Below are 14983 nucleotides of genomic sequence, written 5' to 3' on the forward strand. Positions count from 1 at the left end.
CCCAGGCGTGGATGATCAGACGCCGTAACGCCCGATGATCGACAGCGCGCAGACATTCTGATGCGGCATCCCGCCCAGATTATGCGTCATGCACAGCGATGGCTCTTTCTCGCGCTGGCGCGGACCGGCGCGGCCCTGAAGTTGCAGATACATCTCGTAGATCATCCGCAGACCCGAGGCGCCGATGGGATGGCCAAAGCACTTCAGCCCGCCATCAATCTGGCATGGAATGGTTCCATCGGCATCATAGAAGCCATCCATCACATCCTTGACCGCCTGTCCCTCGCCCGAGATGAACAAATCCTCCATCGTGACCAGTTCAGTGACCGAGAAGCAGTCATGGACCTCCAGCAGGCTGATCTGGTCGCGCGGGCGCGTCACGCCAGCCTCCTTGTAGGCACGCTGGGCTGCGACACGGGTGGTGGCGAAATAGCTGCCATCCCAGGCATTGTATTGCGCCTCGAAACCGTTCGAGACGGCAAGTTGCAGTGCCTTGACGGTGATCAGATCCGTCTTGCCCAGCGCCTTGGCGATTTCGGGGGTGGTGACGATGGCGCAGGCAGATCCGTCAGACACGCCGCAGCAATCATAAAGCCCCAGGGGTTCGGCAATGATCTGGGCATTCATCACGGTTTCCTCGGTGATGATGTTGCGCAGATGGGCCTTGGGGTTCTTGGCGCCATTCGCGTGGCTTTTCACCGAAACATGCGCAATGGCGCGCTTGAGGTCGATGGCCGACACGCCATGCTTGGCACGATACGCAGTGGCAAGCTGCGCAAACGAGCCGGGGGCCGAGGCATTGGCCCAGAACAGATCGTTCACCGACCCACGGTTGCGCTGGGGCAACCCGCCGTATCCGGTATCCTTGAGCTTCTCCACCCCGATGGCCAAGGCGATGTCGCAAGCGCCCGAAGCCACGGCATAGACCGCGCCGCGAAACGCCTCGGTGCCGGAGGCGCAGTAGTTCTCCACCCGCGTCACCGGAATGTTCGGCAAACGCAGCCCGAACGACGCCGGAACCGCAGATTTGCCGACGTGCTGTTCCTCGATCGCGGTGCCCAGCCACGCAGCCTCGATCTGGCTTTTCTCGATGCCGGCATCTGCCAACGCCTCGACAAATGCCTCGACCATCAGGTCTTCGGCGTTGTCCATCCAGCGTTCGCCAAAGCGCGAACATCCCATGCCCAGAATGGCAACCTTGTCCTTGATACCCGAGGCCATGTCAGTTTCCTTTCCCAGCAGACTGCGCGCCCGCAACGGGCGAGGCTTTCCAGAAATAGCGGCGGAAACCCCGCCGCGGGTCATAGTCCTTGACGCGGAACATCATCTTCATCTGTTGACCGACCTGAAGGTCGGCGTCGGGGTCGATGTCGGTGAAATCCGCCATCATCCGGCCGCCGCCCTCGAACTGGATCATCCCGAAATACTGCGGCGGATCGGGCGTATAGGTCAGGCGATCCGCCGTGAAGGAATTGATTGCCGCAGGTGTATCTGCAAAGCGGTGCGGATCCTGACTGTCGATGGCGCCACAGTTCGGATTGACACAGATGCGCGAGGCCGGAAACTGCGCGGTGCCACAAGCGCGGCAGCACCCCCCGATCAGCGATTGCGACATGCCTTTGTTGCGGTACAGGGTCGAAAGGCCGGTGTTCTTGTCCACCTCTGCGCGGATCCCGTACTCCATCGTCAAAAGGTCGTTGAAGGCCAGATAGCGGGAGTAGCGCGTTTCCTCGCGACGTCGCGCCATGGCACCTGCCAGGCCCGCCCGCGGGGCAAGGCGGGCAATCGCCTCGGTCACCTCAAAGATCAGCACATCGCACCCCTGGCCAAAGCCGGCAACAAGGATCCGGTCCCCCGGCCGGGCCTGTTCAAGCGCGCCCGCCAACATCAAGAGCGGATGGGCACAGCCCACCTCACCCACATTGGCCTGAAGGTTGTCGGCCACCGCCGCCTCGGGAATACCCACTGCCTTGGCGATCTGACCGGCAACCTTTTTTGCCGCAACCGGAAAGATGAACCGTGCGATCCCGGCCGCGTCGATGCCGGTGCTGGCCAGCGCGTCGCGGATGGTCTGAGGGACGATCTTCAGATAGCCCTCGTCGCGGATCCAGCGCTCTTCCCAGGTATAGTCGTGCTCATGTCCTTCGCCGCGAAAATGATCGACGAAGTCCACCGCCTGCGTGTGCTGCCCGATCAGCCGGGCGATCACGTCGTCACCCTGTCCCACGACCAGCGCCGCCGCGCCGTCACCACGGGTCATTTCCAGGGTGCTGGCCGCCTTGGTCTTGCTGCGCTCGGACGCCACCACGACCAGTGGCCCACCAAACCCCGGTGCGGCCCTGAGCGCAGCACTTAGCGCCGACGTCCCCGCGCGCTGCGACGACGCAACATCCAGTGTCAGCAGCCCGACAGGCAGGGCAAGGGCATCGGCCACGATGCCGGCATTCTGGCGATCCAGAAACGGAAAGGTGGTCGAGGCCATCCAGACACCCGAAACTGCCGCCGCATCCTGTCCGGCGAGCGCGTCGCGGACCGCCTCGACCGCCATGGTCACGGCATCTTCGTCCCAGTTTGCGGTAGTGCGTTCGCCCTTTGCCAGCCCTTTCAGGCCCGGCGCGACCCATGCATGGGTACGGGCGATTTCCGACCTTTGCAGACGTGCCTTTGGCAGATAGGCGCCGTAGGCGATCACTCCGATGTCCATTCTGTTCCTCCCTTCGCCCGCGCGGGGCGCTATCCTCTCATGTCCTGATTTCGCGGCGAGATGTGGCGGAATGCACCAGATCCCTTGGCCAGCAGCGCGCCATCCTCGTTGTGGATTTCAGCCTCGGCAAAGAACAGCCGCGATCCACCGCCGACACGACGGGCGCGGACTGTCAGCAAGTCTCCCTCGACCGCAGATGCGATGAAGTTGGTGTTCAGGCTCAGCGTGACGCAGAACTTGCGCGGCTCGCCCTCCGGGGCATGGCATCCCGCGACACCGCAGGCAAAATCCAGCAAGCTGCAATAGACCCCGCCATGTGCGATGCCTGCACTGTTCAGCATGTCGGCCCGCAGGCGCATTTGTCCGGTGACACCTTGGGCGGTCCAGTCCAGCAGTTGGACACCCAGCATCAGATTGAAACCCTGCGAAACCTGAATTGGCGACAGGCTCATGGCGTCTCCTTTGCAAATCGGGCGCGCAGCGTCTGTTTGTCGATCTTGCCGACCGTGGTCAGCGGCATGTCACCGCCAAGAAAAGCGATGCGGCTGGGGCATTTGTAATGAGCCAGCCGTGTGCGGGCCCAGTCTATCAACTCCTTGTCGCTGGCCGTAGCACCAGGGCGCAGGCAGACCACGCCCAGAACCCGCTCACCCCATGTAGCGTCCGGCACGCCGATGACGGCGCAAGAGGCCACAGCAGGGTGATGGGCCAGCACGTCCTCGACCTCGATGGGATAGACATTCTCGCCGCCGGTGATGATCATGTCCTTGATCCGGCCAGCAAGAAAGACATAGCCTTCGTCATCCTGGTAGCCGCCGTCGCCGGTATGATACCAGCCATCGCGCAACACGGCGGCGGTTTCATCGGGACGGTTCCAGTACCCTTGCATGATGTTGGGGCCACGCACCACGATTTCGCCGGTGCTGCCGCGTGGAACATCCCGTCCCTGCGGATCAAGGATGCGCAGATCGCAATAGGCCACCGGCCGCCCGATGCTTGCCAACCGCGCCACACCCTGCCCTTCGGTCACATGTTCCGCCGCTGTCAGCACGGTGACGATGGGCGCGGCCTCGGTCATGCCAAAGGCCTGCCAGAAGCGGGCGCCGGGAAAGGCCGCCAAGGCCCGGCGCAACAGCGCCACCGAAATCGGCGCCGCCCCATACGTCAGATCGCGCAGCGACGATAGATCGTGGCGGTGAAGGTCGGGGTGGTCCAGCAGCATGGCCATCATGGTGGGCACGAACTGCAACAGCTCCACCCGATGATGTTCGATAGCCGCAAGCAGGGTCGGAATGTCGAACTGCGGGATCAGCACCAGATGCGTTCCGAACAGCGGCGCGGCAAAGATCCGCGCACCCGGCGCAGTGTGAAACATCGGCCCGGTCACAAAATGCGTGCGCCCACCCGCAAGACCAAAGTGATATGCCGTGCCCATCGCATTGGCATAAAGGTTCGCGTGCGAGGTCATCACGCCCTTGGGCCGACCCGTCGTGCCCGATGTGTAGAACAGGATCAGCGGATCGCTGTCGCCGCTGGTCAGAGGTGCGAAATCCACCGCTGGGCCAGGATCGGCCAAAGCCGCCTCATAACCTTCGCAGCCCAAGGCAGATGGCTGATCACCTGTGACGAACACCCGCTCGATGAAGGGACAGGTCTCGCGCAGGGCGATGGCCGCCTCCTGGTGGGTCGGATCGCTGATCAGGATCCGGGGGCGGCAGTCCTCTGCCACACCGTGCAATTCCGGCATCGAGAGGCGGAAGTTCAGCGGAACGGCAATCGCCCCGATCAGGGCCGGGGCATAGTAGCATTCAACCGCCGGAATACCGTTGAACCCCAGCCAGGCGACCCGGTCGCCTGGCCGGACGCCCGCATGATGCAGCACCCGCGCCAGCGCCCTGATACGTGCCCATAGCTGCGCCCAGGTCAGGCTGCTTCCTTCGGTCGTCGTCACTGCGGGGCGCTCGGGCCAGCTGCGCGCCGCCTTTTCCACAAAATCCGTCAGCCGGATCATGACTTGCCCAGGACCGAGCGACCGATGATCTCACGCATGATCTCGCCGGTACCCCCTGCAATGCGGGCCATGCGGCTATCGGCCCAGGCGCGGGCAATCGGATATTCCCACATGTATCCATAGCCGCCGAAAAGCTGCAAAAGTTCGTCCAGAACCCGGCTTTGCATCTCGGTCGACAACATCTTGGCCATGGCGGCATCGGTCGAATCCAGCTCTCCGCGCATGTGCATGGCAAGGCAATGATCGGTGAACACCCGCATCATCTGAACCTGCGCCTTCACCTCGGCCAGCTTGAACCGGGTGTTCTGGAAATCCGCAATCCTGCGCCCGAATGCCTTGCGGTCGGTCACGTAATCGACCGTCCACTGCAACGCGGACTCCATCGTGGCACAGCAACGCAGCGCCTGAATCAGACGCTCCTGCGGCAGTTGCTCCATCAGTTGGACAAAACCGCGCCCTTCGGCACCGATCAGATTGCTGACCGGCACGCGCACATTGTCAAAAAACAGCTCGGAGGTATCCTGCGCCTTCCAGCCGATCTTTTCCAACTTGCGACCCTTGGTGAAACCGGGCGTTCCGGCCTCGACAACGATCAGACTGGTGCCCTTTGCGCCCTGCGCAGGGTCGGTCTTGCACGCAACGATCACCAGATCGCACATGAAGCCATTGGTGATGAAGACCTTCTGGCCATTCAGAACGAAATGGTCGCCATCCCGATCGGCACGGGTGCGGATGTTCTGCACGTCCGATCCGCCGGAAGGCTCGGTCATGGCGATGGCACCGATCGTGCGGCCTGCCACCATATCCGGAAGCCAGCGGTGCTTCTGCTCTTCGGTGCCGTAGTGCAGGATATAGGGCGCAACGATATCGGAATGCAGGGTGAACCCCGGCCCCAGCGCATTCGCGCGGCAGTGTTCCTCCAGGACGATGGTGGAATACAGGAAATCAGCGCCTGCGCCGCCGAATTCCTCTGGAACGGCGGGACACAGAAGGCCCGCCTCTCCGGCCTTCAGCCAGGCATCACGGCTGACCTCGCCTTCCTTTTCCCATTGCGCGTGGTGCGGTGCGATCTCGGCTTCGACAAACCGCCGGACAGACGCACGGAACGCTTCATGATCTGAATTGAAAATCGTGCGCTGAAACATCGCCACTCCCCCGCTGGCCAGGCTTTTTCCGGTGCGATCCTGCTCGCACGGCACTCTTCGGGAAAATTAGTGCACTTGTGTATCAATCACAAGTGAATTAATTTCCTCGAAGGGGCCGGTCGCGGATCGGACGGTTCAGGGAGGATACAAAGATGGCAGATGGCAAACTTCTGGACGGCAAGGTCGCGCTGGTCACCGGGGCCGGGCGTGGGGTCGGGCGCGAAATCGCGCTGCTGCTGGCAGCCAGGGGTGCAAAGGTTGTGGTGAACGATCTGGGCGGTTCTGGCGGCGGCGACGGCCAGGACGATGCACCCGCGAACGAAGTGGTCGGCGCGATCAGATCGGCAGGCGGCGAGGCGGTGGCGAACTTTGACAGCGTCGCCGACAGCGCAGCCGCGCGGGGCATGGTCGATCAGGCAGTCGATACCTTTGGGCGTATCGACATTGTCGTGAACAACGCCGGCATCCTGCGCGACTCGATCTTTCACAAGATGACAGAGGAAGATTGGGATCTGGTGATCTCGGTTCACCTCAAAGGTGCGTTCAACGTCTCGCGCGCGGCGGCAACGCGATTCCGCGAACAGCAATCGGGGCGCATGATCCACATGACCTCGACATCGGGTCTGATCGGGAATTTCGGGCAGGCCAACTATGCCGCTGCCAAACTGGGCATCGTCGGTCTGTCAAAGTCGGTGGCACTGGACATGGCCCGCTATAACGTGACCTCGAACGCCCTTGCTCCTTTTGCCTGGAGCCGCCTGATCGGCACCATCCCCACCACGACCGAGGCCGAGAAGCTGCGGGTCGAGCGGATGAAGCGCATGACGCCAGCCAAGATCGCCCCGCTGGTGGTCGCGCTGTCGGCCGATGCGGCACAGCATGTCACCGGACAGATCTTCGGGGTGCGCAGCGACGAGGTGTTTCTGTTCAACCAGCCGCGCCCTGTGCGCGGGCTGGGCCGAAGTGATGGCTGGACGCCTGAGACCATCCTTGAACACGCCTTCCCCGCGTTCAAGTCCGGCCTTACGCCGCTGGAACGGTCTGCCGACATCTTCAGCTGGGATCCGCTCTGATGCCCATAGACGTTCAGGCTGTAGCAAACTGGGCGTTCGAGGATGTTGTCCACACCTATACCGAACGCGATTCCTGTCTTTATGCGCTGGGGGTCGGTTTCGGGATAGACCCTCTGGATGCGGGCGACCTGCCCTTTGTCTTCGAAGAACCCGAGTTGCGTGCTGTGCCGACCATGGCGGTGGTGCTGGCCGGCCCCGGCTTCTGGGTACGCGATCCGCGGTCGGGCGTGGATTGGACCAAGGTTCTCCATGGTGAACAGGGCCTGGAGCTGCACCGTTCCCTGCCCGCTGCCGCGACGGTCATTGGCCGCACGAAGGTGCGCGGGGTTCTGGACAAGGGCGAAGGCAAGGGAGCCCTGATCCTTGTCGAGCGCACGCTGACCAATGCGGCGACTGGCGAACGGATTGCCACGCTTACCTCGACCAGCTTCGCGCGTGGCGATGGTGGGCAGGGTGGCACATTGACCGAGGCGCCCGCGCCGCACGCACTCCCGGATCGCGACCCGGATCACGTCGTTGACCTGCCGACGTTGGCCAGTTCGGCGCTGATCTATCGGCTGTCCGGCGACCCGAACCCACTGCACGCCAGCCCCGAAGTGGCCCGCAAGGCGGGTTTCAAGGCACCCATCCTGCACGGCCTGTGTTCGCTGGGCGTCGCGGGTCATGCGATCCTGCGCACCTGTTGCGGGAATGACCCGGCACGGTTCCGATCCTTGAAACTGCGCTTCTCCAGCCCAGTCTATCCCGGTGAAACGCTGCGCACAGAGATCTGGCAGGATGGCGAGCAAGTGTCATTCCGCAGCAAGGTCGTAGAGCGGGATGTGATCGTGCTGAACAACGGCCTGGCCACGGTCACGACCTGACAGACAAACCCACCGCGCCCCGGATCGCGGGGCGCGGTGTCTTTGCCCGGAGGAACGCATGGGGCCGCTGCACGGGATACGGATCATCGAATTTGCCGGGATCGGGCCTGGACCCTTTGCCGGTATGATGCTGGCGGATATGGGGGCCGAGATTCTGCGCATCGACCGCCCCGGCCCGGTGGATTCCACAACAGCGGCGGATGTGCTGTCACGCGGGCGGCGCTCGGTTGTGCTGGATCTCAAGTCCCCCGAGGGCCGTGAGACGGCATTGGCGCTGGTGGCCAAGGCCGATGCGCTGATCGAGGGGTTTCGGCCTGGCGTGATGGAACGACTTGGGCTCGGCCCGCTGGATTGCCATGCGCGCAATCCCGCGCTTGTCTATGGACGAATGACCGGCTGGGGGCAAACGGGTCCGCTGGCCCAGGCGGCAGGGCATGACATCAACTATATCGCCATCACTGGCGCGCTTTGGGCCATGGGCGAGGCGGGGCGCGATCCGGTTCCGCCGCTCAACCTGCTGGGCGATTTTGGCGGGGGCGGCATGATGCTGGCCTATGGCATTGCATGTGGCCTCTTGCGGGCCAGAACCACCGGTAAAGGCGATGTCATAGACGCCGCGATCAGCGACGGAACTGCGGCGCTGATGGGCTTCATCCATGGCCAGCGCGCCCGTGGCCGATGGCAGGTGCAGCGCGGGGCCAACCGGCTGGACGGCGCGGCGCCGCATTACGGGGTCTATCGCTGTGCCTGCGGAGGGTGGGTCAGCATCGCGCCACTGGAGCCCCAGTTCTTCGAGATTCTGATCCAGACGCTGCATTTGCCGGACGACTGGCGCAAGGGACGGGACGATCGCGCCAACTGGCCCGCCTACCGGGCGGAACTGGAGGCAATATTCGTCAGCAAGAGCCGGGCCGCCTGGTGCGAAATATTTGAAGGCGGCGACCTGTGTTTCGCGCCCGTCCTCGACCTGGACGAGGCGCCGGACCACCCCCACAATCGCGCCAGAGGCGTATACGTCACCGCAAACGGGGTATTGCAACCCAATCCGGCACCGCGATTCCGCGATGCAAACCCGGAATTGCCCGCCCCGCCACCCTTGCCGGGCGAGGGCGGCGCCCAAGCCCTGGCCGAATGGGGCATACACCCTCGGGGGCCTGATACGCCCCCCGGCGCCTGACGTCCGACCACGCCGCATCGTTCAACGGGCGGCAATCCTGGTCGGTCAATGTTTGTGCTGCGCGTCGTGTTCCGGATCGGCCCCAGGAACCGGATCATAGCCATGGCCGCCCCAGGGGTGACAACTGACGATCCGCCGCATGGCCAGCCAGCCGCCTTTGAACGCGCCATGCCGCTCCAATGCTTCAAGCGTGTAGACCGAGCAGGTGGGCTGATACCTGCAGCCATGCCCCACCCATGGGCTCAGCAGGATGCGATAAGCCCTGACAGGCAACGCCAGAACATGGGCGAGCGGGCTCACTCCGGCGCCCCATGAAGACGCTTCAAGGCAAATTTCAGATCCGTCAGAAGATCGGTGTAGTCTCGTGTGACCGTGACCTGCGGGCGCGCGACCAACACATAGTCCCAGCCGGGCTTGCCCTGCCCCGCCAGCACCTCGCGCGCAAGGGCCCGCATCCGGCGCTTTGCCCGGTTGCGCATCACCGCATTGCCGATCTTTTTCGATGCGGTGTATCCGACGCGCACCAATACCGCACCATCATCGCGCGGGCGCGCCTGCAAGAGAAACCCGCCGGTGCCTTGCCGCTTGCCCTGCGCTGCACGCAGGAAGTCGGCCCGAAGCTGCAACGTCTTCATCCGGCCATCCCATGGTCAACGACAAAAAGCGCCGCATGCGGCGCCTTGCCTGCCCTTGCGGGCGCAACATCCGGGCAGAACCTTGCGGCCCTAGCCAGGAATCAAGCGCAAAGGCGCTTGCGGCCCTTGGCGCGGCGGGCGGCCAACACCAGCTGACCACCTTTGGTGGCCATGCGGGCGCGGAAACCGTGGCGCCGCTTGCGGACCAGCTTCGAGGGTTGATACGTGCGTTTCATCGCGGCTCTCCGTGTCGATCATGCGGCCCGCACCCGATGGATTCGAGAGCCGCCGTCATCAAGGCTCGGTCCATAGACGCCACGTCCCTGCAAGTCAATCGCGGACCACGCCTTTTTTCGCCGATTCACCGGCCTACCCTTGCTTTCGCTGTTGCAGCGCGGCGGGGTCTGGTAACGTCGGGACAAATCACCGCGACCGGGCAACGGCGCCGCAGTATTGGGACGGAGGACGATCTGAACACCCTGTCGGGGCGATTTCTGGCGCTGACCGTGGTTTTCGTGATTTTGGCAGAGACGCTGATCTTCCTGCCCTATATCGCGAAATTCCGCGAGGACTGGATGCTCTTGAGGCTTGAAAAGGCTCAGATCGCGGCGCTCGCCCGCCTGACCACAGATGCAGTCATCGATGAGTCGCTGGAAGCAGAGCTTCTGGCCAATGCCGGTGTGTTCAACGTCGTGTTGCGGCGCGACGAGGTGCGGCAGCTTGTTCTGTCATCACCCATCCCCTCGCCGATTGTTGCAACCTATGATCTTCGGTTGGCCTCTGTATGGGATTTGGTGGCCGATGCCCTCGCCGCAATGCTCGGGAGCGGGAATCATGTTATCCGCATCATCGGAACACCGACCAACGATGCCGGATCGCTGATCGAGATCACGACGGAAACGGCGCCTTTGCGCCTAGCCTTGCTGGAGTCCGGGCTGCGGATTCTGGCCATGTCTGCCCTGGTGTCCGCCGCGACCGCCGTCTTGCTGTTCACCGCCGTCCAAGTGCTGATGGTACGCCCCATAGGTCGCGTGATTGCCAGTATGTCGGCCTATGCCGCAGCGCCCGAAGATGCGCGCAGCGTCATCGTGCCCACCGCCCGGATCCGCGAACTGCGCGAGGCGGAAGAAGCCTTGCAGACCTTGCAGACCCAACTGACAGGTGCCCTGCGCCAGAAAGAACGGCTGGCGCAACTTGGCAGCGCGGTGGCCAAGATCAGCCACGACCTGCGAAATATCCTGACCTCCGCGCAGCTGTTCGCCGACCGGATGGAAGACAGCGACGATCCGATGGTCGCCCGTTCCGCGCCAAAGCTGATCGGATCGCTCAACCGCGCCATCACCCTGTGCGAAACCACATTGGCCTTTGGCAAGGCCGAGGAACCACCGCCACGGCTGGCCCGCCTGGCGTTGCGCCCACTGGTCGAGGAAGTGCTGGAGGCCGAATCGATGATGCGCGACGGGACCGTGACGGCGCTGGTGGACTTGCCGGACAATCTGGCAGCCATGGCCGACGGAGAGCAGCTGTATCGCGTTCTGTCAAATCTGGTTCGCAATGCCCGCCAGGCCATCGAGGCCACCGGCAAGCCGGGCGAAATCGAGGTGAGCGGGGGTCAGGATGCCGCAGGGGTCTGGCTGCGCATCGGCGATACCGGCCCCGGCCTGCCACAGAAAGCCCGCGAGAACCTGTTCGCAGCCTTTCAAGGTGGCGCGCGGAAGGGGGGAACCGGGCTTGGTCTTGCCATCGCGGCCGAGCTGATACGCGGGCACGGCGGCAGGCTGGACTTGTTGCGCAGCGACGCCGAAGGTACCGAATTCCTGATGACACTGCCCGCCCCCAAGCAATTGGGCTGACCCGCACATTCCTGTCGTTTTCACCCTTGCAAACCCCCTGCACCACCGCTAGAAGCCACCACAACGCGCCCGTAGCTCAGCTGGATAGAGCATCAGACTACGAATCTGAGGGTCGGACGTTCGAATCGTTCCGGGCGCGCCAAAAATCAATCACTTACAAAGACCGGCCATAGGCATTGGATCATGTTGGATCAGGCGTGGATTATGACGCCCGTTCCTGTCGCAGCTTGATCACGCGCGCCGTGCCGTCTTTTCTGCCGCGCATGTATCGGTTCGTCGTCTGAATGTCGGCGTGACCGGCAAGGTCTCGTATGTCTGCCGGGTTCGCGCCAGCCGCTTTGGCCTCGGTAATCGCCCCGGCCCGCGTGTCCATCAGCCACACATCTTCCGGGACTCCTGCCTTTTCGCGGAACCGGCTGAATAGCGCGCTGAAATACCGCGTCTTGTAGGGAGTGCCGTCCCGCATCGTGAAGATCGGCCCGGCCTTGCGATCCATGGCCTTGAGCCACACCCGCAAGACAGGCAGGTCGAGCAGGTTGTATTCGGCCTCTGCGCCGGTCTTGGACGTGATCTTGCGCAGGGTCGTGGCGTCAGCGTCAATCATGTCCCATGTCAGGCCATCGGCCCACCGCTTGCCCCGGCTGGAAATGCCGCCATCAGACTGCCCGGCATCCAGCCACTGCCCCCGCACATCGACCTGACGAAGCCCGGTCTCAAACAGCAGGAGAATTGCCGTGCCGAAAGACACATGCCCCGCAGCATCTGCGGCCGCGACAATCGCCTCGGCTTGCTCTCGCGTCATAGCCTTCTGCCGCGGCTGTGGCGATGGGAACTCCATCTTCGACAGGATGAACGCCAGCCGGGCGCATTCTGCGTTCTCGATCTGGGCCCCATAGTTGACGACGATCCTCAACTGCGTGACCTGGCGCTTGGCATAGTCAACGCTCCGGCCTTCCGAAAGCATCCCGCGATGCCACTGCTTGATCCTGACTTGGTTCCAGTCGGCCAGACGCTCCTGCCCTATGCCGGTCTCCATCTTGGCGACTTCGGCGGTATAGGTCGCACGGGTGATTGGCTTCACTTCTTGGAACGGGCTGAACTCGTCACCCTTATAACGCCCGATCAGCCATTGCCATGTTCCGGCCTCGACCTTCTCCGCGCCCTCATACCATTCGAGCATTTCTCGGGTCAGCGCCCGGCAACGCGCGGCTTTCTCCAGGTCGGACCCTTCAAGCCTGACGCGCTTGACGACATATCCTGCCTTCACGTAGCGGGCCGGGGCCTTCCAGTATCGCCCTTGATCCATGCCGGGCGCATAGAGCGGGTCGGCGCCGCTCAAGAGCCTGTCATCGTATCGCATTGGTCTTTCCTCTCGTGTGCTGCACGGCAGAAGTGCCGCGCATCGAAAGGTTGGAGGCAATCGCCGCGCGATTCGCTACCCATTTCTCGACCATGGACTTGGGAGTCAGGCCGATGATCGGGTCTTTCTTCGGGAACCCCTCCAGGTAAAGGGTCTCTCGGTTCGCGTGCCACCAGCTCAAGCTGCGGCCCAAGGCATTCGCCACCCACAGGTCATTGCCATAGAGCGAATCCGGGGGGCTGTCGTCGGCGATAGGGCCTAGTTTCAGCTTGGTCATAGTCAACTCCTGTAAGGTTCGAGCACCAGATCCCGCGTGACGATGACGCGGACCGGGAAGCCGGGCCGGATGGTCAGGGTCGGCGCGACGTTGAGCTGGCGGCGGACGATCTGCTGGCCGGCATCGTTGATCGTGTCCTGGCCGCCGCTACGGATCGCGCGGAGAAGCCGGTTCTCGTCGTTGACGGCAAGCTCGGCGCCGACGGCGAGCAGCGTCGAGAGGCCGGCGGTCTTGGCGAGATCCCACCAGTGATAATCGACGCCATCCTCAAGGCCGGCATAGCCCTGCGTATCCGCGCCGGGCTGGCGCTCAAGAACGATGGAGCGGCCGATCGGCATGATGAGGCGGTTCCAGACGAGCAGCGCGCAGCGCTGTCCGAACTGCACGTTGTTGTCGTACTGGCCGATGATGCGCGTGCCATCGCGCAGCGACGCGAGCATTCCGCCGTCCAGCCGCTTCTCGGCGCACCGCGCATCGAGCTTGAGTGGCGCGCGATACGAGACCACGATTGTCATGGCCGTTCAAACACGGCCGCGAGGCCCATGCCACCGCCGATGCACATGGCCTCGAGTCCAAACCGGGCCTCGCGGCGCTCCATCTCGTGCAGCAAGGTTGCGAGGATGCGCACTCCTGTCGCGCCGATCGGATGGCCGAGCGAGATCCCCGAGCCGTTCACGTTGACCCGCCCAAGATCTTCGACTCCCATCCCTTTGAGTGCCGCAAGCGCCTGCGCGGCGAAGGCTTCGTTCAGCTCGATCAGATCCATCTGCGCGAGCGTCACCCCGGATTTTTCAAGCGCCTTGCGTGTTGCAGGAACCGGGCCGATGCCCATGCGCGCGGGATCGCATCCGGCGGCGCCCCAGCCTCGCAGTCGCGCCATCGGAACCAGTCCGTGGCGATCGAGATAGGTCGCCGACACGACGAGACAGCCCGCTGCGGCATCGTTCTGCTGACTTGAGTTGCCTGCGGTGCAAACCCCGTCCGGGCGCAGCGCGCGCAGGCCTGCCAGACTCTCGACCGTGGTGTCGGGGCGGATACCTTCGTCGCGTGTCACCCGCGTCACGGCGCCCTTCTTGCCGGGCACCTCGACCGGCACGACCTCCGCGTCAAACCGCCCGGCGCGCCAGGCGGCCTCGGCATAGGCATGGCTGCGGACAGCGAAAGCGTCGGCATCGTCGCGACTGATCCCATATTCGCGCGCGAGTGTGTCCGCAGTTTCGGGCATCCCCGAGATCACCCCGAAGCGTGCCTCGGGCTGCCCACGACCAGATCACCCTGCCCCTGCCCGGCCACACCAGCGCCGCGCGGTTGCTGGAAGAGTCATGGACCGAAGCGCTGATCGCCCTGCATCGCGGGCAGGTGGCCTTCAGCCATTATGACAACGGAATGCGTCCCGAAGCTGAGTGGAAAATGGTGCTGAAGAACACGAATGAGGAGCCAAGGGTTGTCCCGAAAGGAGGCAGGCGCCGGAAGTCCGGTTGTTTCCAGCCGTTGAGGATGACCTGCCCGCATTCCAACTGAATCTGGCGGCGGGGATTGCCAGGATTGGGGCGATGGCCCCGGTCTAGACCGGTCCGATCGGCGCTTTTTCCAGCTGGAGCAGGCCGACTTCGGCGTCAGTTGAAGGGAAGGCATACCGCTCGAATTGCGGTCAATCTCCGCAGCCTGCACCGCATGGCCGTGTCATGAGCGGAAAGCACTTTACTTCACGGAGATGCTAGCTGACCCTAGGGTCAGGATTCATAACCAGTAGGTGTCGGTTGCCGCGAGAGCGATGGCTGAGAGAAAGACCTTTGGACAGCGGTCATAGCGGGCCTCGATGGCCGTCGGCACGATCCGGCCGTCCGGGCTGACGATGGCCTATATCCCCAGGCCGTCAGAGCGC

15 protein-coding genes, 1 tRNA gene and 2 pseudogenes are annotated in these 14983 nt (G+C 63.5%); 5 read left to right on the forward strand and 13 right to left on the reverse strand.

Going from position 1 to position 14983, the window contains the following annotated elements:
* Window positions 1-15: 15 nt before the first annotated feature.
* The 5 genes from BW970_RS16110 to BW970_RS16130 are packed head-to-tail and all read right to left on the reverse strand — an operon-like array spanning window position 16 to window position 5860.
* Window positions 16-1221: an acetyl-CoA acetyltransferase gene (locus tag BW970_RS16110; RefSeq protein ID WP_076533325.1), complete on the reverse strand. Its 1206-nt coding sequence runs from the start codon at window positions 1219-1221 to the stop codon at window positions 16-18.
* Window position 1222: 1 nt separating this feature from the next.
* Window positions 1223-2704, reverse strand: coding sequence for a 3-oxoacyl-[acyl-carrier-protein] synthase III C-terminal domain-containing protein (locus BW970_RS16115; RefSeq protein ID WP_076533327.1), 1482 nt, complete (start codon window positions 2702-2704; stop codon window positions 1223-1225).
* Window positions 2705-2733: 29 nt separating this feature from the next.
* Window positions 2734-3156, reverse strand: a complete 423-nt coding sequence (locus BW970_RS16120; protein WP_083701325.1) for a PaaI family thioesterase — start codon at window positions 3154-3156, stop codon at window positions 2734-2736.
* Window positions 3153-4715 carry a class I adenylate-forming enzyme family protein gene (locus BW970_RS16125; protein WP_083701326.1) on the reverse strand — a complete coding sequence of 521 codons (1563 nt, stop codon included), beginning with the start codon at window positions 4713-4715 and terminating at the stop codon, window positions 3153-3155. Before BW970_RS16125 ends, BW970_RS16120 begins: the two co-directional genes overlap by 4 nt.
* On the reverse strand, window positions 4712-5860 hold the full coding sequence (locus tag BW970_RS16130; RefSeq protein ID WP_076533329.1) for an acyl-CoA dehydrogenase family protein: 1149 nt from the start codon (window positions 5858-5860) through the stop codon (window positions 4712-4714). The genes BW970_RS16125 and BW970_RS16130 overlap by 4 nt, the downstream gene beginning before the upstream one ends.
* Before the next feature lie 152 nt (window positions 5861-6012).
* Between BW970_RS16130 and BW970_RS16135 the strand changes: the two genes are divergently transcribed.
* The 3 genes from BW970_RS16135 to BW970_RS16145 are packed head-to-tail and all read left to right on the forward strand — an operon-like array spanning window position 6013 to window position 8973.
* On the forward strand, window positions 6013-6933 hold the full coding sequence (locus tag BW970_RS16135) for an SDR family NAD(P)-dependent oxidoreductase (RefSeq protein ID WP_076533331.1): 921 nt from the start codon (window positions 6013-6015) through the stop codon (window positions 6931-6933).
* The gene (locus tag BW970_RS16140; RefSeq protein ID WP_076533332.1) at window positions 6933-7796 is read left to right on the forward strand and encodes a MaoC/PaaZ C-terminal domain-containing protein; all 864 of its coding nucleotides are present in this window, start codon (window positions 6933-6935) and stop codon (window positions 7794-7796) included. Before BW970_RS16135 ends, BW970_RS16140 begins: the two co-directional genes overlap by 1 nt.
* 58 nt (window positions 7797-7854) lie before the next feature.
* Window positions 7855-8973: a CaiB/BaiF CoA transferase family protein gene (locus tag BW970_RS16145; protein ID WP_076533334.1), complete on the forward strand. Its 1119-nt coding sequence runs from the start codon at window positions 7855-7857 to the stop codon at window positions 8971-8973.
* Window positions 8974-9018: 45 nt separating this feature from the next.
* Here the strand turns inward: BW970_RS16145 and yidD are convergent, their stop codons facing one another.
* From yidD to rpmH, 3 genes are all read right to left on the reverse strand, one after another.
* Entirely contained in the window at window positions 9019-9273 is a 255-nt protein-coding gene (yidD, locus tag BW970_RS16150; RefSeq protein ID WP_076533335.1) for a membrane protein insertion efficiency factor YidD, read from the reverse strand.
* Window positions 9270-9608 (reverse strand): ribonuclease P protein component, encoded by a 339-nt coding sequence (gene rnpA / locus BW970_RS16155; protein WP_076533337.1) that lies wholly within the window; start codon window positions 9606-9608, stop codon window positions 9270-9272. The genes yidD and rnpA overlap by 4 nt, the downstream gene beginning before the upstream one ends.
* 101 nt (window positions 9609-9709) lie before the next feature.
* Window positions 9710-9844 carry a 50S ribosomal protein L34 gene (rpmH, locus tag BW970_RS16160; RefSeq protein ID WP_028029547.1) on the reverse strand — a complete coding sequence of 45 codons (135 nt, stop codon included), beginning with the start codon at window positions 9842-9844 and terminating at the stop codon, window positions 9710-9712.
* Between the two features lie 270 nt (window positions 9845-10114).
* Between rpmH and BW970_RS16165 the strand changes: the two genes are divergently transcribed.
* Window positions 10115-11461 (forward strand): sensor histidine kinase, encoded by a 1347-nt coding sequence (locus tag BW970_RS16165; protein WP_229740539.1) that lies wholly within the window; start codon window positions 10115-10117, stop codon window positions 11459-11461.
* Window positions 11462-11526: 65 nt separating this feature from the next.
* Window positions 11527-11603 (forward strand) — tRNA-Arg (locus BW970_RS16170).
* A gap of 60 nt (window positions 11604-11663) precedes the next feature.
* On the opposite strand, the gene BW970_RS16175 is transcribed toward BW970_RS16170, so the two are convergent.
* From BW970_RS16175 to BW970_RS21340, 5 genes and pseudogenes are all read right to left on the reverse strand, one after another.
* On the reverse strand, window positions 11664-12821 hold the full coding sequence (locus BW970_RS16175; protein WP_083701328.1) for a tyrosine-type recombinase/integrase: 1158 nt from the start codon (window positions 12819-12821) through the stop codon (window positions 11664-11666).
* Window positions 12808-13098 (reverse strand): hypothetical protein, encoded by a 291-nt coding sequence (locus BW970_RS16180; protein ID WP_076533339.1) that lies wholly within the window; start codon window positions 13096-13098, stop codon window positions 12808-12810. The genes BW970_RS16175 and BW970_RS16180 overlap by 14 nt, the downstream gene beginning before the upstream one ends.
* A 2-nt stretch (window positions 13099-13100) precedes the next feature.
* Window positions 13101-13520: pseudogene (locus BW970_RS16185) on the reverse strand (TrbI/VirB10 family protein); the annotation flags it as partial.
* 89 nt (window positions 13521-13609) lie between these two features.
* On the reverse strand, window positions 13610-14323 hold the full coding sequence (locus BW970_RS16190; RefSeq protein ID WP_076533340.1) for an acetyl-CoA C-acyltransferase: 714 nt from the start codon (window positions 14321-14323) through the stop codon (window positions 13610-13612).
* A gap of 515 nt (window positions 14324-14838) precedes the next feature.
* A pseudogene (locus BW970_RS21340) lies at window positions 14839-14919 on the reverse strand (IS5/IS1182 family transposase); the annotation flags it as partial.
* Window positions 14920-14983: the final 64 nt, after the last annotated feature.

The organism is Gemmobacter megaterium (genome assembly GCF_900156815.1).
GTDB lineage: Bacteria > Pseudomonadota > Alphaproteobacteria > Rhodobacterales > Rhodobacteraceae > Wagnerdoeblera > Wagnerdoeblera megaterium.